The 25,599-nt window shown below is 45.9% G+C and carries 15 protein-coding genes; 3 read left to right on the top strand and 12 right to left on the bottom strand.

Annotation, left to right across the window (positions count from 1 at the left end; all coding sequences use genetic code 11):
- Window positions 1-96: 96 nt before the first annotated feature.
- The 10 genes from Q1V85_RS22175 to Q1V85_RS22130 all read right to left on the bottom strand — a co-directional run bounded on the left by Q1V85_RS22175 (window position 97) and on the right by Q1V85_RS22130 (window position 19,533).
- Window positions 97-2,457: an ABC transporter permease gene (locus Q1V85_RS22175; RefSeq protein WP_300603392.1), complete on the bottom strand. Its 2,361-nt coding sequence runs from the start codon at window positions 2,455-2,457 to the stop codon at window positions 97-99.
- 163 nt (window positions 2,458-2,620) lie between these two features.
- Window positions 2,621-5,008 carry an ABC transporter permease gene (locus Q1V85_RS22170; RefSeq protein ID WP_300603389.1) on the bottom strand — a complete coding sequence of 796 codons (2,388 nt, stop codon included), beginning with the start codon at window positions 5,006-5,008 and terminating at the stop codon, window positions 2,621-2,623.
- 124 nt (window positions 5,009-5,132) lie between these two features.
- Window positions 5,133-7,517 (bottom strand): ABC transporter permease, encoded by a 2,385-nt coding sequence (locus tag Q1V85_RS22165; RefSeq protein WP_300603387.1) that lies wholly within the window; start codon window positions 7,515-7,517, stop codon window positions 5,133-5,135.
- Between the two features lie 129 nt (window positions 7,518-7,646).
- Window positions 7,647-7,862, bottom strand: a complete 216-nt coding sequence (locus Q1V85_RS22160) for a hypothetical protein (protein WP_300603384.1) — start codon at window positions 7,860-7,862, stop codon at window positions 7,647-7,649.
- 274 nt (window positions 7,863-8,136) lie between these two features.
- A complete protein-coding gene (locus Q1V85_RS22155) occupies window positions 8,137-9,171 on the bottom strand; it encodes a DUF4097 family beta strand repeat-containing protein (protein WP_300603380.1) in 1,035 nt (344 codons plus the stop codon).
- Window positions 9,172-9,503: 332 nt separating this feature from the next.
- Window positions 9,504-11,900 carry an ABC transporter permease gene (locus tag Q1V85_RS22150; protein ID WP_300603378.1) on the bottom strand — a complete coding sequence of 799 codons (2,397 nt, stop codon included), beginning with the start codon at window positions 11,898-11,900 and terminating at the stop codon, window positions 9,504-9,506.
- 237 nt (window positions 11,901-12,137) lie between these two features.
- On the bottom strand, window positions 12,138-14,510 hold the full coding sequence (locus Q1V85_RS22145; protein ID WP_300603376.1) for an ABC transporter permease: 2,373 nt from the start codon (window positions 14,508-14,510) through the stop codon (window positions 12,138-12,140).
- A 187-nt stretch (window positions 14,511-14,697) separates the two neighbouring features.
- Window positions 14,698-17,070, bottom strand: coding sequence for an ABC transporter permease (locus Q1V85_RS22140; RefSeq protein WP_300603373.1), 2,373 nt, complete (start codon window positions 17,068-17,070; stop codon window positions 14,698-14,700).
- Window positions 17,071-17,141: 71 nt separating this feature from the next.
- Window positions 17,142-18,560 (bottom strand): S41 family peptidase, encoded by a 1,419-nt coding sequence (locus Q1V85_RS22135; RefSeq protein ID WP_300603370.1) that lies wholly within the window; start codon window positions 18,558-18,560, stop codon window positions 17,142-17,144.
- A gap of 295 nt (window positions 18,561-18,855) precedes the next feature.
- Entirely contained in the window at window positions 18,856-19,533 is a 678-nt protein-coding gene (locus tag Q1V85_RS22130; RefSeq protein ID WP_300603367.1) for an ABC transporter ATP-binding protein, read from the bottom strand.
- A 117-nt stretch (window positions 19,534-19,650) separates the two neighbouring features.
- Between Q1V85_RS22130 and Q1V85_RS22125 the strand changes: the two genes are divergently transcribed.
- A complete protein-coding gene (locus tag Q1V85_RS22125) occupies window positions 19,651-19,998 on the top strand; it encodes a four helix bundle protein (protein WP_300603364.1) in 348 nt (115 codons plus the stop codon).
- 71 nt (window positions 19,999-20,069) lie between these two features.
- Here Q1V85_RS22125 and Q1V85_RS22120 read toward each other — a convergent pair whose 3' ends face one another.
- Together Q1V85_RS22120 and Q1V85_RS22115 are read right to left on the bottom strand one after the other, a co-directional pair.
- A complete protein-coding gene (locus Q1V85_RS22120; RefSeq protein WP_300603361.1) occupies window positions 20,070-21,323 on the bottom strand; it encodes an HlyD family efflux transporter periplasmic adaptor subunit in 1,254 nt (417 codons plus the stop codon).
- 511 nt (window positions 21,324-21,834) lie between these two features.
- The gene (locus Q1V85_RS22115; RefSeq protein WP_300603358.1) at window positions 21,835-22,281 is read right to left on the bottom strand and encodes a hypothetical protein; all 447 of its coding nucleotides are present in this window, start codon (window positions 22,279-22,281) and stop codon (window positions 21,835-21,837) included.
- Window positions 22,282-22,502: 221 nt separating this feature from the next.
- Between Q1V85_RS22115 and Q1V85_RS22110 the strand changes: the two genes are divergently transcribed.
- Complete coding sequence (locus tag Q1V85_RS22110) at window positions 22,503-23,861, top strand: sigma-54 dependent transcriptional regulator (protein WP_300603752.1); 1,359 nt, start codon at window positions 22,503-22,505, stop codon at window positions 23,859-23,861.
- Complete coding sequence (locus Q1V85_RS22105; protein WP_300603356.1) at window positions 23,848-25,188, top strand: HAMP domain-containing sensor histidine kinase; 1,341 nt, start codon at window positions 23,848-23,850, stop codon at window positions 25,186-25,188. The genes Q1V85_RS22110 and Q1V85_RS22105 overlap by 14 nt, the downstream gene beginning before the upstream one ends.
- The last annotated feature ends 411 nt before the right edge of the window (window positions 25,189-25,599 follow it).

Raw genomic sequence — 25,599 nt, 5'->3', positions numbered from 1 at the left:
TCCTACAATGACATGAGTCTTCCTCTTTAAATCGCTTTCGCTTCTGTCTGTTTCCTATCCAGCATTACCTTTTGACTATTCACCATTCACTATTCCCTACTCCGACCGTAGTGAACGCACGGGGTTGGTAACAGCCGCACGGAACGTATTCAAGCCTACCACAGCCAGCGCCAGTAATAAAACCAATCCTCCTACAGCAACGAACATCAACATACTGATATGAATATGATAGGTATATTTTTGAAGCCATTGATGCATCAGCCACCAGGTAAGGGGTACCGCAATTACAAATGCGATGAGTACAAGTTTCAGAAACTCGCGCCCGATCAGTAATAATACCTGGCTGATAGTAGCGCCCAGCACTTTCCGGATACCGATTTCCCGGAACCGCCGTTCCACAGTATGGGCCACCAATCCTCCCAGTCCTATACAGCAGATAAAAATAGCCAGCCCGGCAAAAATATTGGTGATCCGGCTGATCAGTTCCTCCCCCATAAATTTTTGCCCAAATTCATCGTCTGCAAACTGATATTCGAAGGGATAGGCCGGATTGTATTTTTTAAACACCGCCCCGATCGAAGCCAATGCTTTTTTTACCGGAATTTCATCAGCAATACGCAAACTGATCACCCCGGTGGCCTGGGGGTTGTAAAAGGTCAGCATGGGATCTACCGGTTGAAAAGGCGATTCCATTACTACGTTGCTGGTTACACCGATTACGTCGTATTTTTTCCCGCCGAACCGCATTTCCATTCCAACCGGATGTTCGAGCCCCATCGCCTCCACTGCCGCTTTGTTGAGCAGCACCGAAGATGAATCAGCAGGATTGCCGGTAAAATCATGTCCCTGCTGCAGCTGGATCCCCATCGTTTTTGTAAAATCCACATCCGTACGTATCCCCGAAATGACCAGGTTGAGATCTGCCGGCTTACCGTTCCAATCCGGAGCGCCGGATTTCCACCATACCTGCGTGATGGGAGAACTGGAACGTGTAACAGCAGTTACAACCCTGCTTTGCAGTAACTCCTGCTTGATCACATTAAAGTTCTTCTCCGTTTCTTCCGTTCCGGTAATCATGAGCAGGTTGTGCGCGTCATAACCGGTCTTCCGGTCTTTTATATGCTGTATCTGCTGGTATACAATAATCGTTGCCGAAATCAGCAGGATGGAGATCATAAACTGGAATACCACCAGTATATGACGGGGTAACGCCGTTTTACCGTTGGATACAAAAACACCTTTCAGCACTTTTACCGGGCGGAAGGACGAGAGATATAAAGCAGGGTAACTGCCTGCCAGGATACCGGTTATCAAAATAATAGCCAAACTCCCCAGCCAGAATACCGGCTGACCAAAATCCAGCGTTAGCTTCTTGTTCACCAATTGATTGAAATAGGGCAACAGCAGCAATACCATACCAATAGAAACAACAAATGCAATGAGCACCAGCAGCATGGACTCTGAAAAGAACTGTAATACCAGTTTTCGCTTTCCAGACCCAAGGGTTTTACGGATCCCCACCTCTTTCGACCGTTTTTCTGAGCGTGCCGTGGAAAGGTTCATAAAATTAACACAGGCTATGAGCAGGATAATGGCGGCAACAATAATAAACATCCGCACATATTCGATCATACCGCCCACGTTTTTCCCATCCTTAAAATCATCATAAAGATGCCAGCGTTTCATCGGAAATGTAAAATAAGTACTGATCCTGTCGCCGGGATCATGTTGTTTTTTTACCCGGTTGATGACGGCATCCACCCGCCTTGTATCCGCGCCGGGCACTGTTTGTACATATACGCGCCAGCTGGAGCCTTCCCAGTTATCCATCATTCTTTTAGTATCCGGATCATTATAATTAAACGGCCGCAGGAAATCGAACTGGAAGGCAGAATTGCCCGGCGGGTCTGCAACGATGGCTGTAACCTTCGCATCCCTCTTTTCTTCAATGATTTGGATGGTTTTATTTACCGGGTCTTCATTGCCAAATAATGCTTTGGCTGCAGAAGCCGTCAATACGATCGACGAAGGATCGTTAAGCGCATGTGCGGCAGTTCCCTTAACGAAAGTCCAGGAAAAAATATCAAAAAAATGATCCCCCACCGTCAGCCCGCCCTTTCGCAGTTTTGTTTCGTTTACATGAAGCAGCAGGTCATAACGCTGGGTAGTAACCGTAGCATTCTTTATCAGCGGGTCTGCCTGTTGCAGTTCCCTGGCCATCGGCAGCACCATATTATAATCGGTAAATACCCGGTTCTTGAAATCACGGTTCGCGATCACCGTATAAATATCATTATAATTTTTCTGGAACCGGTCATACGTAAGTTCATCCTTTACCCAAAGCAGGATGAGCAGGGTTGCAGAAATACCAATGGACAGTCCCAATAAGTTAACGAACATAAACCCTTTGTTCCGGGCTAAGTTGCGCCACGCTGTTTTGATGTAGTTTCTGATCATTATGTTGTTTTTTGAGCTATCAGGTGAGAAGTTATTAGTGAGATGTTATTAGTGAGATGTATTGTTTATGATCTCCTGTTTCACCATTCCCTATTCACCATTCCCTATTCACTATTGCCTATTCACTATTGCCTATTCGCTATTCCCTATTGCCTGCCATTGCCTATTCCGACCGGAGTGCCCGTACAGGATTTGCCAATGCCGCTTTCAGCGCCTGCACACTAATCGTAAGAAATGCAACCAGCACTGCCGCTAAGCCTGCCAGGGCAAACATCCACCAGGTTATACGGATATGATATGCAAACCCTTCCAGCCATTTATTCATCCCCACCCAGGCAACGGGCAATGCAATTACAAAGGCCACCAATACCAATTTTAAGAACCCAGAAGAGAGCAGCAGCACAATATTAGTAGCGCCCGCCCCTAAAACTTTCCGCACTCCTATTTCCTTTGTGCGCTGAAGGGTACTGTATAAAGAAAGTCCTAATAAACCCAGGCATGAAATAAAAATGGCCAGTATGGCAAAATTGAAAAACAGGTTACTGAACCGGTCTTCTGCATGATATTGTTCATCAAAGAACTGGTCCAGAAAGGCATATTCAAATGGCCGGTTGGGAATGATTTGCTGCCATTGCTTTTCGATATTCTTTACGGTGCCGGAGAGGTTCTTTGAAGAAAGTTTTACAGAAATCATGGCAAAGGCATCTTTATTGTAACGCATCGTTAAGGGTTTTACGGGCTGCAGCAATGATTGAAAATGGAAGTCTTTCACTACACCGATTATTTTCCCCTTACTGCCCCATTGATTATAATTTTTGCCAACTGCATCTTTGGGTGTAACGTAACCAAGAGCACGGGTGGCGGTTTCATTAATCACCATCGCCTGGGTACTATCTGTTTTAAAAGCCGGCGAAAACGCACGTCCCGCTACAAGATGCAGTTGATATTGACGCATATAATCAAAATCAACAAAATAGAGGTCCATATTGGTTTTTTGCATTTCGCCGTTCTTATTCTCCAGTTCAGAATACGCCGAAGTATTACCGCCTCCCGGGATAAATGCAGAATAACAGGAAGACAAAACACCGGGAATACCGGCGAGTGATTGTTTAAACCGGTCTTTGTTCTTATCAAAATTGGTATTGATAAACAGGGTATGCTCCTTGTTAAAACCCAGGTCCTGGCTGCGCATGTAGGCAAGCTGTGTCGCTACTACGATCGTACCTACGATCAGTATAATGGATATAGCAAACTGAAAAATCACCAGTCCTTTCCTTAACAACAGCCGCTGGGCGCCGGTTACCAGGTATCCCCTTAGCACATTTACCGGCTTAAAGGACGATAAAACGAAGGATGGATAAATTCCTGCAATAACGCCTATAGTAAGGGACAAGATGAATAGTTCCAGCACATGCAGCGGGTCATGGAAGATGCCGGGTGTGATGATTTTTCCGGCCAGCTGATTGAACAGGGGCATCAGCATTGACAATAAAATCAAAGCAAGTACAAAGGCCATCAAAGCGATCATAACCGATTCGCCAATAAACTGACCGGCCAGCTGAAGACGTGCTGCTCCTGCTACTTTGCGCACGCCTACCTCTTTTGCACGTTCTGCGCTGCGGGCTGTAGTAAGGTTGATAAAATTAATACAGGCGATCAGGAGGATAAAAACAGCGATAACCGAAAATATATATACATTATTGATACTCCCCGAAACAAACCCATCCCGCTTTGACCGGAGATAAACATCGCGCAGCGGTTCAAGGCTTAAGTAATCCTGCATCTGCAACTCCCTGGCCTGTTTCCCGTGATGATATTCCATAAAAGCGGGAAATTTCCCGGCAAGTTTCTTTGCATCCGCACCTGGTTTCAGCAGGATATATGTGTAAAAAGCATGATTGGTCCATTCACTGTCGGCCGTTGGAACACCATAGATCTGCCGGTAGGAAGACATCGACACAAACATATCCGCCTTTATCTGGGAGTTTTCAGGAATATCCTTCATCACCCCTGTAATTGTAGCATTAATAGCGGCGCCGGTCAGCAGTACCTGCTGCCCAAGAGGATCTGCATTCCCAAAATACTTTTTCGCCGTTGTTTGTGAAAGCACAATGCTCATCGGCTCTTTCAATGCTGTTTTTTTATTGCCAGCCACCAATGGAAAATCAAATACATCAAATAACGAAGAGTCTGCCAGCACCGACTTTTTTTCCTGGAAGAAAACATCCCCTTTGCGCAGCAGGTATCCATCGCCGGTAAACCGGACGGCTTCCTGTACTTCGGGAAAATCCCGTTTCAGGTTTATGGAAACGGGTGCCGATGTAACGCCCTGGGTGGTGATCGTTTCCGTCGGCGTTTTTACATCTGCAACCACCTTGTAAATACGATCTGCCTTTATATGAAAAGTATCATAGCTGCGTTCAAAACCCACATAGATATAAATGATAAAGCAGGCCGTCATACCAACCGCCAGACCCAGGATATTAATAAGCGAAAATGCCTTATTACGAATCAATCCCCTCCAGGCCGTCTTTATATAATTCTTAATCATTGTTTTGTTTTTGAGTGAGAAGTTTTTAGTGAGCAATATTATTACGGTTTCCCATTCCCTATTAACTATTGCCTATTCACTTTTCCCTATTGCCTGCCATTGCCTATTCACCACCCCCTATTCCCTACTCCGATCTCAGCGCCCGTACCGGGTTGGCCACTGCTGCTTTTATTGCCTGAAAACTTACGGTTATCAGCGCAATTAAAATGGATCCGGAGGCAGCTATTACAAAAACCTGCCAGGATATAGAAACCCGGTAACTATAGTGTTGCAGCCAGGTATGCATGCAATACCATCCGGCCGGTATCGCAATAAACAACGCCAGGAACACCAGGCGTATAAAATCCTGTGATAACAATCGCCACAGACCGGGCACCGAAGCGCCCAGCACTTTACGCACGCCAATTTCCTTTACCCGTTGTTCTGCCATAAACGAAGCCATCCCAAATAACCCCAGGCAGCTGATAAAGATGGCCAGCAGGGCAAAGCCCCCTCCAAGTGTACCCAACCGCTCCTCATCTCCAAATTTCCGGTTAAATGCGTCGTCCACAAATTGATACTGAAAGGACTGATCCGGAGCATAGGTTTTAAACATCGACTGCAATTGTCCGATAGCCGCCGAAGCACTTGCAGACGGATTGATCCTGACCATCAGGTAACCGCCGGCGTTTTTATCAAAATAAAAAAGAGCCGGCCGTTCCGATGCATAGGGCGATTCCATAATAATATTCTTTACCACTCCAACGATGGTTATAGGTGTTTTGTCCGCATAAATAACCGTGCCTATAGGTTGTTTTAGGCTCATATATTTTACAGCAGCCTCATTCAGGATCACCGCAGTTGAGTCGGATGGAAAATCCCTCGAAAAATCGCGGCCGGCCACTACCTTCCAGTCAATCGTTTTGCCAAAATCATAGCCAACACCCAGAAACGGAAATTCGGCGCTGGTTCCTTCTTCCTTTCCCGGCCAATCGATGCCCGTTGTTGTAGAAAAGTCGCCGCTAACTGATCCATTGGTTTCCGTCACCGACAAAATATTCCCCTGTTCCTGCAATTGTCTTTTGATAACGTCAAAATGGTCATGAATCCCCGAAGTATTTACCTCCATCATCACCAGTCCGTTCCGGTCATACCCGATCGGCCGGTTTTTTGTATACCGGATCTGTTTGAATACCACAACAGTGCCGATGATCAGCACAATCGAAATAGCAAATTGCACCACTACCAATGCCTGGCGTTGCATTCCGGAGAAACGGCCGGCCTTGAACGTGCCTTTCAGCACTTTAACCGGCCGGAAAGACGACAGGTATAAGGCCGGATAAATGCCTGCCAGCAATCCTGTAAACAGACAAAAAAGAATACTGCCTGTCCAGAACAACGGCTCCTTCCAAACCGAAGGCATTTCCTTTCCGGCAATGGCGCTAAACAGCGGCATGGCCAGGGCAACCAATACCAGGCTTACACCAAATGCCAGCACCGCATACAACAGGGATTCACAAAAAAACTGTATGATCAGTTGCTTACGAAGCGAACCGATCGTTTTGCGGATCCCCACTTCCCGTGCTCTTTTTATACTGCGCGCCGTACTCAGGTTCATAAAATTGATACAAGCCAGCAGTAATACAAAAATCCCGATGACGCCAAACATCCACACATATTGAATGCGACCACCTACGTTCACCCCGTTTTTAAAGTCATCGTAGAGATACCATTGATCCATGGGATGTAAAAACAGTTGTGGCTTCTGAAGCGCCAGCCGTTCATTGACATGCTTCAGTCGAACATCTTTTATCTGTTGGGATACCTGCCGAAAATCCTGTCCCTTATTCAGCTGCACATAGGTCACAAATGCATTAGGACGCCACGGGTCCTCTGCAGAGCGGATCCAATCGGTATGCTGCTGGAATAATTTCCAGGGTGCAATAAACAGCAGTTCTCCGAAATCAGAATTTTTTGAAAGGTCTTCATACACACCGGTAACTTTTACCACCAGGTCTTTGTCCAGCGTAATTGTTTTTCCAACAGCCGCAGTGGTTCCAAAAAAAGACCGGGCAGAGGAGGCAGCTAACATAATACTATTGATATCATCCAACCCATTTTGAACACCATCGACCATCTTCAGTCCCAGCAATGCCCCTAATCCCGGTTCAAAAAAGCCGCCACCCAGAGTGAGCTGTTTTTCTCCGGCTTTAACCGCATGCCCGAATATGGCCGTGCCTACCACCACCTGCTGAAACAGGCTGCCATACTCCTGCCGGAGCGCATCGCCCAAAGGAAATGGTGTTGTTATACCCGTTTGTACAACGCCTTTATTGGTTTTATTCTGCATAACCCGGGCGATGCTTTTGTAGCTGCGGACCTGCTTATTGTAAGACAGCTCGTTCCAGATCCAAACAGCGATTAGCATGGTTACGGCCATCCCTATTGAAAGCCCCATAATATTGGTAACGGCAAACACCTTGCTCTTCACCAGATTTCTCCAGGCGGTTCGTATGTAGTTTTTGATCATTATTTTATTTTGAGTGTTCCAGTAAGATGTTTGTAGTGAGATGTTTGTAGCAAGAAGTCTATAGTGAAAAGTTTTATTTACGATCCCTCACTACCTATTAATGAATCACCATTCACTATTGACCATGGCCTATTCTGACCGGGGCGCCTTCACCGGATTTGCCGCTGCCGCCTTCATTGCCTGAACACTGATCGTTATCAACGTTATCATCAACGCAAGCACCGCAGCCACAACGAATACCCATAGCCTGATATTGATCCGGTAGTTGTATTTCTCCGGCCACCCATCCAGGAAATAATAAGCAACGGGTGGAGCCAGCAAGCAGCTGATCAGTACCAACAACATAAAATCCCGCAACAGCTATACCCATAACTGCAATGCGCCACAATAAACAAGCAGCACCAACGATGATGCCGTAAATTTAAACACTTAATAACCAATAACTTAACAAAGACATCAGGCGTCAGATGTACGGTTTCAAAACAGAAAACTGTCCGGTTTTGGTACACATCTGAATAGTTCCGGCATTGCCCAAACAAAAACGTCATTCCCGTTGAGCAGAATGACGTTTGTATACGGCAACTATTCCGGCACCATCTTTCGTGGAGCGTTCAATACTTTACATATTTACTTTAACATCGCCGCTGGAAGCAGAAACCTCCACCAGTAATTTCCCGGAACCGATCACCCCTTTTACATGATCTTTTTCAATGGATCCATTAAAGTTGGCCAGGCTACTGATATTCACCCGGCTTCCTTTGAGATTCAACTTCGCATTATTGGTACGCGGCATATTTACATCCACGCCTCCCGCGGAAGTGCGCAGTTTTATAAAATCCTTTGTGCCTACCAATTCCGCGCGGATCCGGCCGCCGGAGGTACTCGCATCCAGGTTCCCATCGATGCCTTTCAACGCTACATTGCCACCGGAAGTGCTGGTAACCAGATCACCTTTGATATCCGACGCAGCGATCGATCCACCACTGGTGTGTGCTTCTATATTGCCCGAAAGATCGGACAAAGCCAGAGAGCCACCGGAGGTTTTCAACCGGATTCTACCTTTCATACGGTCCGCCTTAATAGAACCGCCACTGGTTACAAGATCAATGTCTTCCTGTGCATCTGATACTTCGATACTGCCCCCGGAAGTTTTTCCATTGATTTTTCCGGTAACAGCCCGTACAAACAGGCTTCCGCCGCTGGTTTTGAAAAATTGATCTCCCTTCACCTCCTGGAGATTTATACTACCACCGCTGGTCTTCAGGTCGGTATTAACATTGGTTCCGGCATAGATTTTAAAAGAAATGGACAGCCCTGTCTTTTGGCTCCAGCCACGGTCTTTCCGGAAAGCCTTCGCTGTGAGCACGCTGCCAGAAGTGCTTACGTCCAGGTTATAATATTGATCCAGCACCTCCTGGATATCTTTATCCGACATTTTTCTTCGCTGACCGCTATTGGCGGACTCCACATATACTTCCACCAGTCCGGAAGTCTTGCCCCCCTCAACAGAGATAGATCCACCCGAGGTTTCGGCCTTTATTTCTTTTATGGAAGCGGCACTGAAGGATTTGGTAAGGTACGGAGTGGCATTCCGCTGTGCATTGGCGCAAAAAGCCCCCAGCACCAGTAGTAGTAACAATAAGTTTCTTTTCATACTATCGTTTTTGTTGTTGAAAGAAGGATTGGTATATGCTTACACCCGGTGACCAGTATCTAATCATAAATCGCAGGATGTGGGAAAATGTTACATACGGGGCTATTTTTAGCATACAGCTTTCAGCTATCAGCCTTCAGCATTTAGTTATCAGTCATCAGTTATCAGTTTTAAGTTATCAGTCATTGCTGTCGCGTGATCGGTGATCCGGCATCAAACGGAGTTGACCGGGAACTTCAAACTTGAAAACTGAAACGGCCCTTAGCATTCCGCTATCCTTATCCCCTATTTCCACATTTTCACATTCTCAAATTTTCACATTCTCAAATTCATCACTCACTCCTTAACGCTTTAACCGGATTGGCCAGGGCCGCTCTTACAGCCTGAACACTTACGGTTACCAGCGCAATGAGCAGGGTTACCAATGCTGCCGCCGCAAACACCCACCATTCCATGGCAATGCGATATTCATAGTGTTGCAGCCAGTTGCGCATGAACCACCAGGCGAAAGGGAATGCGATCACCGAAGCAATGAGCGCCAGTTTTATAAAATCCCGCGATAAGAGCAATATAATACTGCCCGTTGCAGCGCCCAGTACTTTGCGTACGCCCACTTCTTTGATCCGCTGTTGTGCCGCGTAAACCGACAGGCCAAACAGTCCGGCACAGGCCAAAAGAATGGCGATAGCAGCAAAAACATTCATCAGTTTTCCAAATCGCAGCTCATTTTCGTAAAGTTCATTATAATCATCATCCAGGAAGCGGTATTCAAAAGGCCGGTCCGGCATCAGCTGTTTCCATTTCGCCTGTAAAAAGGAAAGGGTCTGCGCCATCTGCGTTCCGTTTACCTTTACCAATAAGGTTCCGCCATAAGCATCCGAAAAAAGCACTACGGGTTTAATGGGATTATGCAGGGATTGAAAATTAAAGTCTTTTACCACTCCCCGCACATAGCCCGGCCGGGACTCGTCTAAAAACATCTTTTTACCGATGGCCTCCTGCGGGCTCCATCCCAGTTGCCTTGCAGCCGATTCATTCAAAATAAAATGATATACATGTTCGACGCCTTCGTCATTCCCCTTCACGTCGCGGATATCCTGTTCTGTAAGGTTGGCTCCCGCCGCCAGCTGCAAACCGGTGGCAGGGATCATTTCATTATCGATCGGATTGGCCGTTACCGCAATCTGGGCATTCTGGGGCATATCCGGCGTGCGCATATTATATCCACCTACAATATTCACGGGTGTATTATTGGTACGGGCAACATGCAATACGGCTGCGTTCTGTTTAAATTCCGATTTGATCAGATCTGTATTTTCTGCGGCGAAAGGTACCGGAAGCATTAAGACATGTTCCCGGTCGAAACCAAGTTTTTTGTGACGGATATAATGTAGTTGCTGCTGGATCACAAAAGTGGAAACAATCAGGAAGACCGAAATGATGAACTGGAAAATGATCAATGATCTCCGGAGCCACTGTCCCTGTCCGGCGCTTTTAAAAGCTCCCTTTAAAACCTTTATCGGTTGAAATGCAGAAAGCACCAGGGCCGGATAGCAACCGGCTGTAAAGCTTACCAGAAGAATAATACCTGCGGCAACACCCAGTATGGACAGCGAAAACAAAGCTGTTGGAGCAATGGGTTGATTGATCAGGCGACTGAAAGCAGGCAGCAGCAACAGGCAGGCAACCATACCGATGAGTACCGCAATAAAACATAACAGCGCAGATTCGCCAATGAACTGCCAGAAGAGCTGGCTTTTATTGGCGCCTGCAACCTTCCGTATGCCTACTTCTTTTGCACGCTCAAGAGACCTTGCGGTACTTAAATTAATATAGGTGAAGCAGGCGATCACCAGGATCAATACCGCTACTCCCGCCAGTATATAAATATAGCTGATGGGCACATTTGGCACAAACGCATCATAGCCGGAATAGAGATGGATCTTATGGAACGGTTCCAGCTCAAAATTTACTGTTGCATGTGCGCCCGCCATTTCTTTTTTCATAAATGCAGGGAGTTTGGATTGCAGGCTCTTTAAGGCTTCCTTACTCCGTAACAGGATATAGGTTGTATAATTGGCATCCCAATAACTTTCTTCATGTTCTTTATCAATTCCCAGCGATGAAAATGAGGCCAGGAAATCAAACTGGATCTGCGAGGCGGCCGGACAATCAGCCACCACACCCGTAACCCGGTACAGATTACTATCACCAGTAAGCCGCAGCGTTTTCCCCATCGGATCTTCGCTACCAAAATACTTCTTCGCACTAGAGGCCGTCAATAATACCTGGAATGGAGCTGCCAGTGCCGTGCCGGCATTTCCTTTCAGTACTTTAAAGCTGAACAGCTTAAAAAATGAGGAGCCGGCATACATAAATCGGTTTTCCCTTACCGGCTCCTTATCTGTTTGAATGATGCGCCGGGTCTGCGCCAGGATCACGGCCTCCTCTACCTCGGAGAAATTATTTTTCAGCACTAACGGCACACGCACACTGGTATAGTTTCCCTTATTGGATACAGTGCTGCCTTCAAAGCTATACTCCATAAGCACCCGTGCGATCCGGTTACCCTTATCCTGGAACGCATCAAAATCCAACTGCTGTTTTATATACAGGGCAATGAGCAGACAACTGGTAAGCCCAACTGCCAGACCCACAATATTGATAAAGGAAAAAGTTTTATTTTTCCAAAGACTCCGGAACATTGTTTTGAGATACATTCGGATCATTGTGTTGAAATTTTTAGTTTCCAGCTCGTTCAGCTTTTAGCCTTCAGCTATCAGTCATCAGTTATCAGTTTTCAGTCATTGCTGTCGCGTGATCGGGGATACAGCATCAAACGGAGCTGACCGGGAACCTTAATACAAGCGTTCAGCCCTCAGCTATCAGCATTCAGCTATCCCCTATTTCCACATCTCCACATTCTCAAATTTTCAAATTCTCAAATTCCCAAATCTTCAAATTCATCACTCACTCCTTAACGCTTTAACCGGATTGGCCAGGGCCGCTCTCACCGACTGAAAGCTGATCGTAGCCAATGCAATAACCATAACCAGCAAGCCGGTTCCGGCAAATACCGGCCACCCGATCGAAATACGGTATTCATAATTTTTTAGCCACCGGCTCATCACAAACCAGGCAATGGGCGATGCCACTACACAGGAAATAATAACGAGCTTTAAGAAAGACCCGGACAATAATGAAGTGATATTAAAAACAGAGGCTCCCAGTACTTTACGCACGCCGATTTCCTTAATGCGCGTTTCGGCCATGTAGGTCGATAATGCAAATAAACCCAAACAGGAAATAAAGATCGTTAACCCCGCAAACAATGCCGCCATCGTTCCGGTTTTTTGTTCCTCTTTAAACTTACGGGCATATTCCGCATCCACAAATTTGTAATCAAAAGGATATTCCGGGTTAAACTGTTTGAAAATTCCTGCTGCAATATCCAGGTTTTGCTGGGTGGTATTTGCCGGGTTCAGTTTAAAATGAAGGGTATTGAACCAGGACTTGGGCCCGAAAACGATCAGCTGCTGTACCTTTTCGTAAGGCGACTGGTATATAAAGTCTTTTACAACGCCGACAACCCTCCAATCTATATCATCCGCCTTTACCGTCGCCGTCAGCGGATCTTTCAGGTGCATCACTTTTGCCGCGGTTTCATTGAGCAGGATGGCATTGGAATCTCCCGGGTATTTATAAATATCAATGTCCCGGCCCATAACGAGCCTTGTACCCAGGGTTTTTACAAAATCGGCATCGGAAGCCATTCTTACAAAGTCGACCTTTTTATCTTCCTCCGTACCACCCGTCCAGGAAAAGTTCCAGCTATCGCTGTAACGTTCTGTAATAGGGCTCATGGATTTGGTAACGGAAACGGCGGCCCCGCGACTGATCAATTCATTCCGGATCAGGGCAAAGTGTTTTTCAATGGTACCATTCATCTTTACAAAAACCAGGTTCCGTGCGTCATACCCGTTATCGCGGGTCTGCGCATGTTTGATCTGCTGCATCACGATAAAGGTGGAAATGATCAGCAGCACTGCAAAGGTAAACTGGACCACCACCAGGATCTTTCGCGGGTTTACTGCTGCTGTAGACGACTTAAAAAAGCCCTTCAGAACTTTTACCGGGTTAAAGGCCGACAAATAGAATGCCGGGTAACTACCCGCCAGTACACCACTAAACAGGATAAATCCAAGCGCAGACAGCCAAAACAAAGGGTTAGCAAACGGCAGGTGCAATTGCTGATCTACCAGTGTACTAAATCCCGGAAGACAGATGATAACAACCGTTAATGCCAGCAGAAATGCGATGCCCGATAGCAAGGTGCTTTCTCCGATAAACTGGGCGATCAATCCCTTTTTCTGAGCGCCTACTACCTTTCGGATGCCCACTTCCTTTGCACGTTTTTCGCTTCTGGCCGTACTCAGGTTCATAAAATTGATACAGGCAATGATCAATATCAGTACGGCTATTGCCGTAAACATCCGTACAACATCGATACGCCCCCCAACATACTGACCGTTTTCCTGTTTGGAGTATAACCATTGCTCCTTAAAAGGCTGCGTAAAAACCTCCCGGTTTTTATACAATGCATTACCCGATAAATGGTTGGTAGTAATTTTGTTTATTTTCTGATCAAAGGCGGCTTTTGAAGCACCCGGCTTTAACATTACATAGGTTTGTACTCCGTTATTACCCCAGGCGCTATCCGTCCATCCCAGCTTATCTTTATAGGTCCAGGGAAGCAGGTATCCAAAATCGAAGGCTGTATTATCCGGCAGGTTTTTTAAAACCCCGGTTACTTTAAAATGGTCCGTACTATCAAGCTTCACAATTTTTCCTATAGGATCTTCCGTTCCAAAGAGGCTTTTCGCCAATTTCTCTGTCAACACAATATTGTATACCTCGTTTAAAGCATTCGTTGCATGCCCCCTTAATAAGGGGTATGTAAATACCGAAAGAAAGGCTGGATCGGCAAACGCCCCCGAGGGCACCATTTTCTTTTCGCCCACCGTAAAAAGAAAATGATAGCCTTCTGAATACCGCACCGCTTCGGCTACTTCCGGATAATCTTTTTTTAATGTAGGCCCCATAATATTAGGCGTCCAGGACCAGGCAAACTTTACCCCATCCCCTATATCGCGGTTGTTCACCACCTGGATCCGGTCCAGGTTCTTATGAAACTGGTCATGGCTAACCTGGTTTTGAACCCATAACAGGATCAGCATACAGGCGGCCATGCCGATACTTAACCCCAGGATATTGATCAGGGAATACACTTTATTACGGACCAGGTTACGCCACGCGGTTTTGAAATAATTTCTGAACATTTTATGTTAGACTTTAAATGCTAAATATTAAACACCTTCTTTAAGCTCCGTCACCAGCGATCTGCAACGAAAACGGCTTTTAGTATTGAGCTTTCAGCTGTTAGCCATCAGCCGTCTGCGTCCCCCATTCCCACATTTTCACATTCTCACATTTTCACATTCTCACATTCTCAAATTTCCAAATTCATCACTCACTCCTTAACGCTTTAACCGGGTTGGCTGCGGCGGCCTTTACCGCCTGTATGCACATCGTTGCAAAAGCAATTAACAAAACAAAAACAGCAGCAAATACAAACAAAAACCAGGGAAGGCTTGCCTGGTAGGCAAAGTTCTGCAACCAACGATGGGTTCCGATGTATGCAACCGGTATCGCCAGCAGAATGGCAATCAATACCAGCTTCAAAAACCCGGTCGAAATCAGTCCCACAATACCGGGTATACTGGCCCCCAACACCTTCCGGATACCGATCTCTTTTACTTTCCGTTGTGCCGTATAGGTGGCCAGCCCAAACAGTCCCAAACATGAAATAAATATGGCGATGCCGGCAAACACATTAAACAAGGTACCGGTACGCTCTTCAGTCCGGTACTGTGCATCGAACTTTTTATCTAAAAATTCATAGCTGAACGGCAGGTCATCTGCATACTTCTTATATTCTTTTTCCACTGCACGGATAGCGGCCTGCGCTCCGTTACCGGTAGTGCGTATGTAAAACATATTCCCCCTCCAGAAGGTATGGAACAAAATAGGTCCGATCGCCCTGGTAAGCGGCTGAAAATTGAAATCCTTTAACACTCCTATGATAAATCCTTTACGCCCATGGGAGGTAATCGGCTGCCCTACATAGGGCGGGGTTAATCCCATTTGCTTTACGGCTGTTTCATTTACAATATACTTATTGCTATCGGCCGGCGTACCGGAGAAATCGCCCCCTTCCAGGAATTTCAGCTTCAGCGTGGGCAGAAAATTTTTCTCTGCCGCCACTTCACTGATCATCATCTGCATATCCGGCGTTTTTCCTTTCCATTCAAGATCTCCGGAGCTGCTGCCCACATTCATAATATCCGGCTCTGAAGAATTACCTACAGACAGGATCGCCGGTTCCTTGCTCAATTCTGTTTTAATAGCGTCCAGGTGCTTTCCATTATTGGTAGGGAAGCCCACCGTAAATACATAACTTTTATCAAAGCCCAGATTCTTGTCTTTTATATACTTCATTTGCCGGCCCATCGCCAATGTGCCGATCAGCAGCACGATGGAGACAAAGAACTGGAACACTACCAGCCCCTTCCTTAGCACCGATATCCCAACACCGGAAGACAGTGCTCCCTTTAACGAACGAACGGGTTTGAAAGAGGAAAGCAACAGCGCCGGGTAAATACTCGACAATAACAGCGTGATCAGCCCGGCAATACCAACGGCCTTCCACATACCGCCATCTGCCAGGCGAAAATGCAGTTCCTTGCCGGAAATTGTGTTATATAAAGGCATCAGCAATACGATCAGTCCAAAGGCCAGCAATAATGCCAGGCAGAAAAGCACAACGGTTTCTATTACAAATTGAAAAAAAAGCTGCATCCGTTCTGCACCTACAATTTTCCGTACGCTCACCTCCTTTACACGGGTAAGGGCGCGTGCGGTGGAAAGGTTTACATAATTGATGCTGGCGATTACCAGTAACAACAGGGCTACCCCAAAAATCACCTGTACAATCAGCAACGCCGACGTACTGCCATCATTTGCCACCAGGTGTATGTCTTTCAGGCGCTGCAGGTGAAACTGGTTTTTGCTATCCCCGTTTCTTGCCTCCCGGTACAGATCGGTAAATGCCTGTGCTACCCGCTGCGGACTTGCATTGGGATTCAGTAACACATAGCTTTCAAAGCTGTAGTTACCCATATCCTCATCAATCGTTTTCCAGCTGCCATTGCCACCGTTACGGGTAAAGTACTGCGCATAAAGCGCCATTGGGAACAGTGCGTCAAACCGAAACGAAGCGTTTTCCGGAAAGTCCTCCAGGATCGCCGAAACCGTAAAATCGCTTTCATTATACCGGACGGTTTTCCCCATCGCATCTGCGGTTCCAAACAATTTCTGCGCGGTTGTTTTTGTAAGGGCAACGGATTGCACACCGGGGAAAACGGACTTCAAATTTCCTTTTAATACCGGGAAGTCAAAGATGGTAAAGAAGCTGCTGTCTACATATGCAAGGGCATTGCCCGTTATTATTTTTTTCTTTGATGCATCGGACAACACCTGCCCGGCTCCCGATACCCGTACGATGGATTGTACTTCCGGTATCTTTTTGGCCATAACGGCAAGCGGAGCAGGCGTGATGGACCAAAACAAGGGCTTATCGGCCGAAGGGATCTCTACATTGATCCGGTAGATATTTTCGGACCGGCTATGAAAGTTATCATAACTGAATTCATGCTGTACCCATATCAGGAGCAGGATGCCCGCAGCCAGCCCCACCGTAAGGCCGCTTATATTTAACAAACTGTAGAATTTGTTTGTCCAAAGACTCCGCCATGCGGTTTTAAAATAGTTTCTGATCATGGATTCACGATTTACTCATTTCTAAATGAACACCATCCTGCCTGTTTTACAAAACATCTTCCGGATGACCGCTATTTTATCTTTTTCTGTAGATAGGCCAATGCCGCATCCTTTACCACATCCCTGCCCGACAGGTATTCACGTACGGTAGGAATGATGGTTATATGGGGCTGTATGCCATACCCTACAAACTCCCGGCCGTCGGGATAGGTATCTTTTTTTGTACAAACCCGTGCCGATCCTCCCCCGGGCATATCAAAAACCAGCGGCTGGCCGGTACTTCCGAAACTGGGCTCGCCCATACGTACCATATGCTTTTGGCCTTCCGCTGCAATCAGGAAATCTTCCGCTGCAGAAGCAGTGTTGTTGCCTGTAAGAACTACCGTAGGCACCACGATGCGGGGCTTGTTCAGCACGAAGCTGTCCGGTTCATACGGGAAATCATATACGTATACACCTTTATATACTTCCAGGCATTTCTTATTCCATGCATTGCCAATGGTATCTTTTTCTGTAACATAGGCACCCCAGGCTTTGAATGCCGGCAAGTGGTTCCGGGTTGTATATCTTGCACCCGCTAAAACTGAATCGCCGGTAAGATATTTCAGGATATAGGTTCCGATATTGGTGCTTCCCCCGCCATTAAAACGAAGATCTACAATTAATCCTTTTGCCTGGTAGAGCTGCGGCAATATCGCATCAAACAAGGTATCGATCTTCCGGTCCGAAAAAGAATTCAGTCCAAGATACGCCACTCCGTTCTGCAGCATTTTAAATTCCAGCAGCTCCCGTTTTTGCTCGTCATAATAGGCCCCTACTTCAGGAAAAAAAATGCTGTCGGTTACCTTTGCATGCACCAGGTTTACGATAGCCTGTTTTCCATCCGGCTTTTTTATTTTGATATCGAAGGCCGTTCCGGGCGCTCCTGCCAGCATCCAGTGCGTAGCCCCTTTCCATTTTACATATTCGGTAGAACTGGAAATATAGGGCAGCAAATGATCCCTTATATATTGTTCGGAGGAGCTTCCGTTTACTTCCAGGATCTCGCTTCCTACCGGTAACAACGATTGATCTTTTTTCCAGGAACGTACAATGATGGGCTTGCCCTCAACCTGTTTCACCACCACCAGGTGATCGCCAAAAGCATTCTGCATGATCTGCAATCCTTTTATTTGCGGGCGGAAAATATTGGTATGCCCATCATTGAGCAGGGCACAGAATTTTTCCAGCAACCGGTAATACTCATAATCATTTTTTGTTTCCTGAACCTGGGAAATCAGTGTTCTATAGGTGCTATCCCAGGCTTTACGATCGATCTTATCCAGGTAAACAAAATTATAATTCACCTCCTGCCAGAACTTCGACAGGCCATACACTTTATCGGCAGCGGAAATGGTATTTGCAATCTGCGCATTTCCCTGAAAGCAACCCACAAGGTTAACATATGCAAACATGCAACTCAGAAAGAATGTACGGGAACATTTTATCATGATATCATTTTTAAGACCAGGCTACTATTTAATAGTACCATAAAATTGAAAAATGTTACACCCATTGTTCCATTCCTGCATTATTTTATTTGTCTTTGACCGCAGCATTTCCCAGGTTCTATAGACCATTGACTATTGACCATTGACTATTGACTATTCAATACCTTTTCCTTAAGCATTTTTATGGTTGCCGCAGATACGCTGATTGCGCCTGCGGCGCTTTTCTGCGACATTGTTATAGTTAAAGCCGATACCAAATCTGCGCATCTGCGGCCCATTGCCCCTGCCCTCAACGCTATACCAAAATATTCTCTGTAACCGTATGCCCATCCAACATCCGGATGATGCGATGGCTGTAACGGGCATCGTGTTCGCTGTGCGTAACCATTACAATGGTGGTGCCGGCTTCGTTCAGATCCGTAAGCATCTGCATTACCTCATTTCCGTTACTACTGTCCAGGTTACCGGTGGGCTCATCGGCCAGGATCAATTTGGGTTTATTCACTACGGCTCTTGCAACGGCCACACGCTGCTGCTGTCCGCCCGAAAGCTGTTGCGGGAAGTGATTGCGCCGGTGCATGATCTGCACTTTTTCCAGCACCTCATCCACCCGCGCTTTCCGGTCCGATTTTTTTACACCTGCATACATCAGCGGCAGCTCCACGTTTTCAAAAACAGTCAGTTCATCAATCAGGTTAAAACTCTGGAATACAAACCCGATATTTTTTTTCCGCATATCAGCGCGCTTGCGCTCGTTGAACCGGGCTACTTCCACCCCATTAAACAAAAAGCTGCCCGCATCCGGGTCATCCAGCAAGCCAAGTATATTCAGCAATGTTGACTTCCCACAACCGGAAGGCCCCATTACAGCTACAAACTCGCCGTCCCTTACTTCAAATGAAAGATCATTCAGGGCTACGGTTTCTACTTCTTCCGTGCGGTAGATTTTTTCAAGACCAGATATTTTTATCATGTATCCAATTTTTATTAATGAGCTATAAGCCTTTAGCTTTCAGCCTTCAGCCGGCAACCATTCAGCTTTTAGTTTTTGTGCTTTTTTCGATTTACCTTCACATTAAATAACATACTTATGAGAGACTTTACCAAATTAACGATCTGGCAAAGAAGCCATTTATTAACACTGTCTATTTATCACCTCACAACAAATTTTCCAAAAGAAGAGCAATATGGATTGATCCTTCAAATCCGAAAATCCGCTTACTCTGTTCCCACAAATATTGCGGAAGGGTGCGGAAGAAGAACCATACCCCAGCTCCGAAATTTTCTTGACATTGCTGCCGGTTCGATCTCTGAGCTCCACTATCAACTGATTCTATCAAAAGATCTGTCTTATATTCCAGAGTCAACGTTCCAGGGCTTGTCAAATGAAGCGATCGAAATCAAAAAAATGATCTGTGCCTATATGGACAAGCTTTGAAGGCATCTCTGTTACTGTTCGCCGTCGGCTGATAGCTGATAGCTAATAGCTGACCGCTAAAAGTGCTCCCCTCACCGCTTCAACACCAGCTCCTGCATCTCCCCATAATTCTCATAACTGCTGGTAACCACCTTATCGCCGGGCTTCAGTCCCTTCAGCACTTCATAATAATCCGGGTTCTGGCGGCCCAGTTGCACCTCTGCCTTATAAGCCGTTTTTCCATCCTCACTCAGTTTAAACACCCAGTTACCTCCGGTTTGCTGATAAAAACCACCTTTGGCCAGTAAGATAGCCGTGGTTTCGTCGCTCAATGCCAGGCTGATGGACAGGGTCTGTCCCCGGCGAATGTCCTTGGGCACATCACCTACAAACTCCATATCTACCTGGAAACGGCCGTTGGTTACCTGGGTATATATTTTTTTAACCCGCAGCTGGTAGTTTTTTCCGGCTACGGTCACATCTCCCATAAGCCCGTTAAAAACCCGCGAGATATAGTGTTCATCGATATCCACCCGTACTTTATAACCGGTTAGTACATCGATCTGTCCCAGCCGTTCGCCTTTATTCTTCGATTGCCCGATCTCTGCATCCAGCGAGGTCAGCTGCCCGTCTACCGGGGCACGCAATACCAGGTCGCCCACTTTCCGGCTGTACAGGGTCAATGCTTTTTGAGAATTACTAAAGGACTGGCCGGCTTGTTTGGTTTGCAGCTGGTTGGATTCAGCATCTTGCTTGGTGATGCGCTCCGAAAGATCTCTTTTTTTGAGTTTGTAATTATAATCAATTTCGGATTTCCGGAATTCCTGTTCGCCGATCGCTTTGTTTTCATACAGATATTTATTCAGGGTATATAACCGTTCCGCCTCCTTTAACTGGCTTTCTGCATCCGTCATCTGGTTCAGATTGTTTACCGTATTTTGCTGTGCCGTTGATTTGGCCAGTTGTACCTGCGCCAGCGTTGTATATACGGAAGACTGCTGACCGATCAGGTTGAGCTCCAGGTCTGTATTGCTAAGCCGCAATATTGGCTCGCCTTTTTTCATCATCGCCCCATCCTCCACAAATTTTTCTTCCACCCTTCCCCCTTCCATCGCATCGAGGTAAATGGTGCTGATTGGTAAAACCACCCCGTTTACCGGAATATATTCTTTAAACGCAGCCTTCTTTACCTCGCTTACAGTAATGCGTTCCAGGTCTACATTCAGCTTGCTTTTTCCGCCGGCCATTACAATACTGAAAATAATCAGCAACGCCAGGGCAGCAATACCCGTGATTGTCCAGATCCGCTTTTTGTTCCAAAATTTTTTTTCAATTACTCTATCCACTGTTGCTTTTTTTGTTGTGAAGTTCGTTCACCTGTTCCTTTATTCTTCCGCACTGTACTCCTGTATAACAATGCACGCATTATCTGTCCTTTAACAATATGCCAATTTAACAAACTATTGATAGTAAATTAATTACCTGTCGAAACTTTATTTTTTTGTCCGCTATCGCACAAGCACTGTCCGTTTTTGATACAGTTCAGAACCGTACAATCAAGCTTTTAACAGCTACCTGCCCGTGAGCTGTTACGTACGCATTGGAGATCAATTATACGTTCGTCATCCCTTTTCATCGTTGCCATTCAAAAAAAATAAATACAGCAGTATAAAATTGGCGCTTTTAAGGCCGGTTTATTTCTTTGACCGCTAATGATTGCTGATGAACACTGACAACTGCTTTCTCTATCGCTTGTATCTCCTTTCCCGGTTGCTCCGGGAGGTCGCTGGTCTGAAAAAAAGGGAGCAGATAAGACTACCCACTCCGTATATACATGAGAAATGTGATCAAAGAAGTTTATCGGTCGGCCCTGGTATATTTCCTGGATTGGATCACCTGTCCGGCATCATCTACCACTATATTTACCAGGTATTTTTCATCCGTCAGGGTGATATAATACGTTATATGATCGTTATCGCTCAGTTCTGAAACGCTGCGGATTTCTTTGTTTTCAAATTTCTTTTTAAGCCGGTAACGGATTGCGGCCGGCAAATGTTCTTCCCGGTAATACCGGATGGTGCGGATCAGCTGTCCGTAGTTATCAATAACTGCCCGTACTTTTATATTATTCAGCTCAAAGCTTGCTTCGTTGCTCAGCTCTGTTGTTCTCCAGCTTACATTTTCCGCTTTTGCAAAAAGCATGTCAAAAGTTTTTAACACCTTTTCGTTTACAACCGGGTTTTCATTAATGGCGCCGGCGCTCAATACAATAAAAGCCGCTACCATACATACCATCTTTTTCATTTTTTATATTTTAAAAGTTTTTGAATCATCTGCTTTACCAGTACACGTTATTGAAACAGCGTGCCACAATGCCAACAATTTAACTATCAAACACTTACATTTAATCCCATTTAAAAAATCCTGCAAAACCGGACAACTACCGTCTGTTTTTGATACAGTCATTAAAATTTCGGCACAGAATATTTGTTATCCGGTTTACTATACTGATTTTTGTGATCTGTATGCTATTAAAAGACGCGTCTATATTAATTGTTGATGATGATCCGGATGTGCTTACTGCTGCACGTCTCCTGCTAAAATCGCAGGTGAAAGAAGTAACCACAGAAAAGAACCCGGAGCTATTGCGATCGATCTTTTCCAAAAAAGACTTCGACCTTATCCTGATGGATATGAACTTCAACAGCAGCATCAATACCGGCAATGAAGGCCTGTACTGGTTGCGAAAGATCCGCGAGTTGGGTTCCTGGGCATCCATCATTATGATTACGGCCTATGGCGATATTGACCTGGCCGTACGTTCATTGAAGGAGGGCGCGTCTGATTTTATGCTGAAGCCCTGGCAAAACGACCAGCTGATCCAGAATATAAAAGAGCTGCTTAAAAAAAGAACGGGCAAACCCGCAGTCATTGCCACGGATGCGGCCAGGGGCGTTAGCGGATTGCTGGGGCATTCGGAAGCCATGCAGGATGTGCTGAAAAAAATTGAAAAGATCGCACCTACCGACGCCAATATCCTGGTGCTGGGTGAGAACGGTACGGGTAAAGACCTGGTGGCGCATGCCATTCATCAGCAATCCCTGCGCGCACAGCGTCCGTTTATAAAAACGGATGTGGGCTCTTTAACCGAAAGTCTTTTTGAAAGTGAACTATTCGGTCATACAAAAGGCGCATTTACCGATGCAAGGGAAGAGCGCACCGGTCGCTTTGAAGCCGCCAACAGCGGCACTTTGTTCCTGGATGAGATCGGCAATATTACCCTGCACCAGCAGGCCCGCCTGCTGACGGTACTCCAAAACAGGCAGGTAACCAAACTGGGATCTCATCAGCCCGTTCCGGTTGATATCCGGCTGATCTGTGCTACCAATGTTCCGCTTGAAGAACTGGCCAATGAAAAGCGCTTTCGTAAAGACCTTATTTACCGGATCAATACGGTGGAAATCATGTTGCCCCCACTGCGAAAAAGGACCGGCGACATTGAAGTACTGGCGCGGCATTTTGTAAAACAATACAAGGAAAAATATTTTAAACCCAACCTGGAACTGGAGAAAAAAACGATCGATAAACTCAATCATTATCACTTCCCGGGCAATGTGCGGGAGCTGCAATATGCCATTGAGCGCGCGGTGATCATGAGCGATGGCGAAGAACTATTACCCGGTGATATTGTGTTTTCTCCTATCGAAAGCCGGGAGGTGGAACTCACAAAGGCCCCCGAATCCATCAACCTGAATGTACTGGAACGAAATGCCATCCTGCTTGCCATTGAAAAAAACAATGGCAACATTACAAAAGCTGCGAAAGAACTGGGGCTGACGAGGACCGCCCTTTACCGCAGGCTGAATAAATATGATATTGAATAAAAAAAGAACCGGATTGATCCTAACGATCCTGCTGCTGTTGCTGGTAACAGCAGTGATCGCCTGGTGCTGCATACAGCGGGAATGGTGGTGGGCGATCGCCTGCATTCCGTTCTGGATCTATACCCTGGCCCGCATCATCCAAACCGCTGAAAAAACCGATAAGATCATCCTCGAATTTGTAGAAGCCGTTAAGTATAATGATTTTGGTAAAAACTATAATACGGCATCGGCAGACGGAGATATGAAGAAACTGCTCACGGGTCTTAATTCGATCAACGACCGGTTTAAAGCAGTGAACAAAGAACGGAAAGCAGAAAACATCTACCTGCAAACCATCCTGGAGCTTACGGGAATCGGTATTCTTTCGTTTAACAACACAACCGGCATGATCAGCTGGATGAACGAGGCTTTTAAGAAGATGACCGATATTCCTTATTTTAAAAATATACATGCGCTCGAAAAACGAAATCCCGGGTTTCTGAAACTATTGCTCGAAATTGAAACCGGTCAAACCACCATCTTCACGTTTAAAAAAGGCATGCTGGATGAAAAGTTACTTGTGGGTGCCACGCTTTTTACAACCGATGGCCAAACGGATAAACTGATCTCCCTGCAAAGCATAAAAGGCACATTGGATGAAACAGAATCCGTGGCCTGGCAAAAATTATTAAACGTGATGACCCATGAGATCATGAACTCTGTGGCGCCCATTTCTTCCCTGGCCGATACCCTAAAGAACCAGCTGGAACCCAAGGATCCGGATGCAGGACCGGCCGTGATTGATCCGGATGACCTGCGGCTTGGCCTGGAAACCATTAAAAAAAGAAGTGAGGGCCTTCAGCGCTTTGCCATTACCTATCGCAACCTGAACAAGATCACCAAACCGGTGTTTAAAAAAGTACTGGTCAGCGATGTGTTTGAAAACCTGCAAAACCTGATGCAGCCTACACTGGATCAAAAAAACATCCAGCTGGATGTGATCTTAAAAGATCCTTTTTTAAGCATACAGGCCGACGTCAATCTGATTGACCAGGTGTTAATTAACCTGATGACCAATGCCATTGAAGCCGTAAAAATGAACCCGGCGCCTCAGATCGTTCTTTCTGCTTTCAGTAATGAAGACCGGCCCTATATTAAGATTGCCGATAACGGTGTGGGTATTTCCAATGAAATTGCTGAACAGATCTTTATCCCGTTCTTCAGCACCCGCAAAAACGGGAACGGGATCGGCCTCAGCCTTTGCAAACAGATCATGATCCTGCATAAAGGCAGCATCCAGATGAAGAGCAAGGAAGGGGAAGGAACAGCGTTTTTGCTTTATTTTTAGCGGTCAGCGGTCTTCAGCTATCAGTTTTCAGTTCTCAGTTTTCAGTCATTGTTGTCCCGTGATCGGTGATTTAACCTTCAACATCAAGTACCAAACAGAATTAACCTGGAACCAGGAACTGGCATTCAGCGTTCAGTCTCAGCGATCAGTTTTCAGTTCTCAGTTATCAGTTTTTCAGTTCACAGTTTTCAGTCATTGTTGTCCCGTGATCGGTGATTTAACCGTCAACATCAAGTACCAAACGGATCTAACCTGGAACTAGCATTCAGTCTTCAGCTATCAGATTCTGTGTTAATTACCAAATAGAAGTTTTAATTTTTTTAATACTTTTGTGTTTTAGGCGGCTTTATGCCAGCCTGTGTAAGAGAGCAATTATTTAATATTGCTCTCTACTTTTTTATTGCACTTCTG

Origin of the sequence: Niabella sp., assembly GCF_030150205.1 — a bacterium.
Classification (GTDB): domain Bacteria; phylum Bacteroidota; class Bacteroidia; order Chitinophagales; family Chitinophagaceae; genus Niabella.
Note: the sequence above shows the minus strand (reverse complement) of the source record. Positions and strands in the feature narration are given on the sequence as shown.

What these genes read in the sequence shown, in the direction of transcription:
- Q1V85_RS22110 (WP_300603752.1), top strand. Translation starts at nt 22,503, where the DNA reads ATGCTATTAAAAGACGCGTCTATATTAATTGTTGATGATGATCCGGAT.
- Q1V85_RS22140 (WP_300603373.1), bottom strand. Translation starts at nt 17,070, where the DNA reads ATGATCAGAAACTATTTTAAAACCGCATGGCGGAGTCTTTGGACAAAC.
- Q1V85_RS22170 (WP_300603389.1), bottom strand. Translation starts at nt 5,008, where the DNA reads ATGATTAAGAATTATATAAAGACGGCCTGGAGGGGATTGATTCGTAAT.
- Q1V85_RS22105 (WP_300603356.1), top strand. Translation starts at nt 23,848, where the DNA reads ATGATATTGAATAAAAAAAGAACCGGATTGATCCTAACGATCCTGCTG.
- Q1V85_RS22160 (WP_300603384.1), bottom strand. Translation starts at nt 7,862, where the DNA reads ATGTTGTTGGTACTGATCAGCTGCTTGCTGGCTCCACCCGTTGCTTAT.
- Q1V85_RS22165 (WP_300603387.1), bottom strand. Translation starts at nt 7,517, where the DNA reads ATGATCAAAAACTACATACGAACCGCCTGGAGAAATCTGGTGAAGAGC.
- Q1V85_RS22130 (WP_300603367.1), bottom strand. Translation starts at nt 19,533, where the DNA reads ATGATAAAAATATCTGGTCTTGAAAAAATCTACCGCACGGAAGAAGTA.
- Q1V85_RS22145 (WP_300603376.1), bottom strand. Translation starts at nt 14,510, where the DNA reads ATGTTCAGAAATTATTTCAAAACCGCGTGGCGTAACCTGGTCCGTAAT.
- Q1V85_RS22155 (WP_300603380.1), bottom strand. Translation starts at nt 9,171, where the DNA reads ATGAAAAGAAACTTATTGTTACTACTACTGGTGCTGGGGGCTTTTTGC.
- Q1V85_RS22115 (WP_300603358.1), bottom strand. Translation starts at nt 22,281, where the DNA reads ATGAAAAAGATGGTATGTATGGTAGCGGCTTTTATTGTATTGAGCGCC.
- Q1V85_RS22150 (WP_300603378.1), bottom strand. Translation starts at nt 11,900, where the DNA reads ATGATCCGAATGTATCTCAAAACAATGTTCCGGAGTCTTTGGAAAAAT.
- Q1V85_RS22125 (WP_300603364.1), top strand. Translation starts at nt 19,651, where the DNA reads ATGAGAGACTTTACCAAATTAACGATCTGGCAAAGAAGCCATTTATTA.
- Q1V85_RS22175 (WP_300603392.1), bottom strand. Translation starts at nt 2,457, where the DNA reads ATGATCAGAAACTACATCAAAACAGCGTGGCGCAACTTAGCCCGGAAC.
- Q1V85_RS22135 (WP_300603370.1), bottom strand. Translation starts at nt 18,560, where the DNA reads ATGATAAAATGTTCCCGTACATTCTTTCTGAGTTGCATGTTTGCATAT.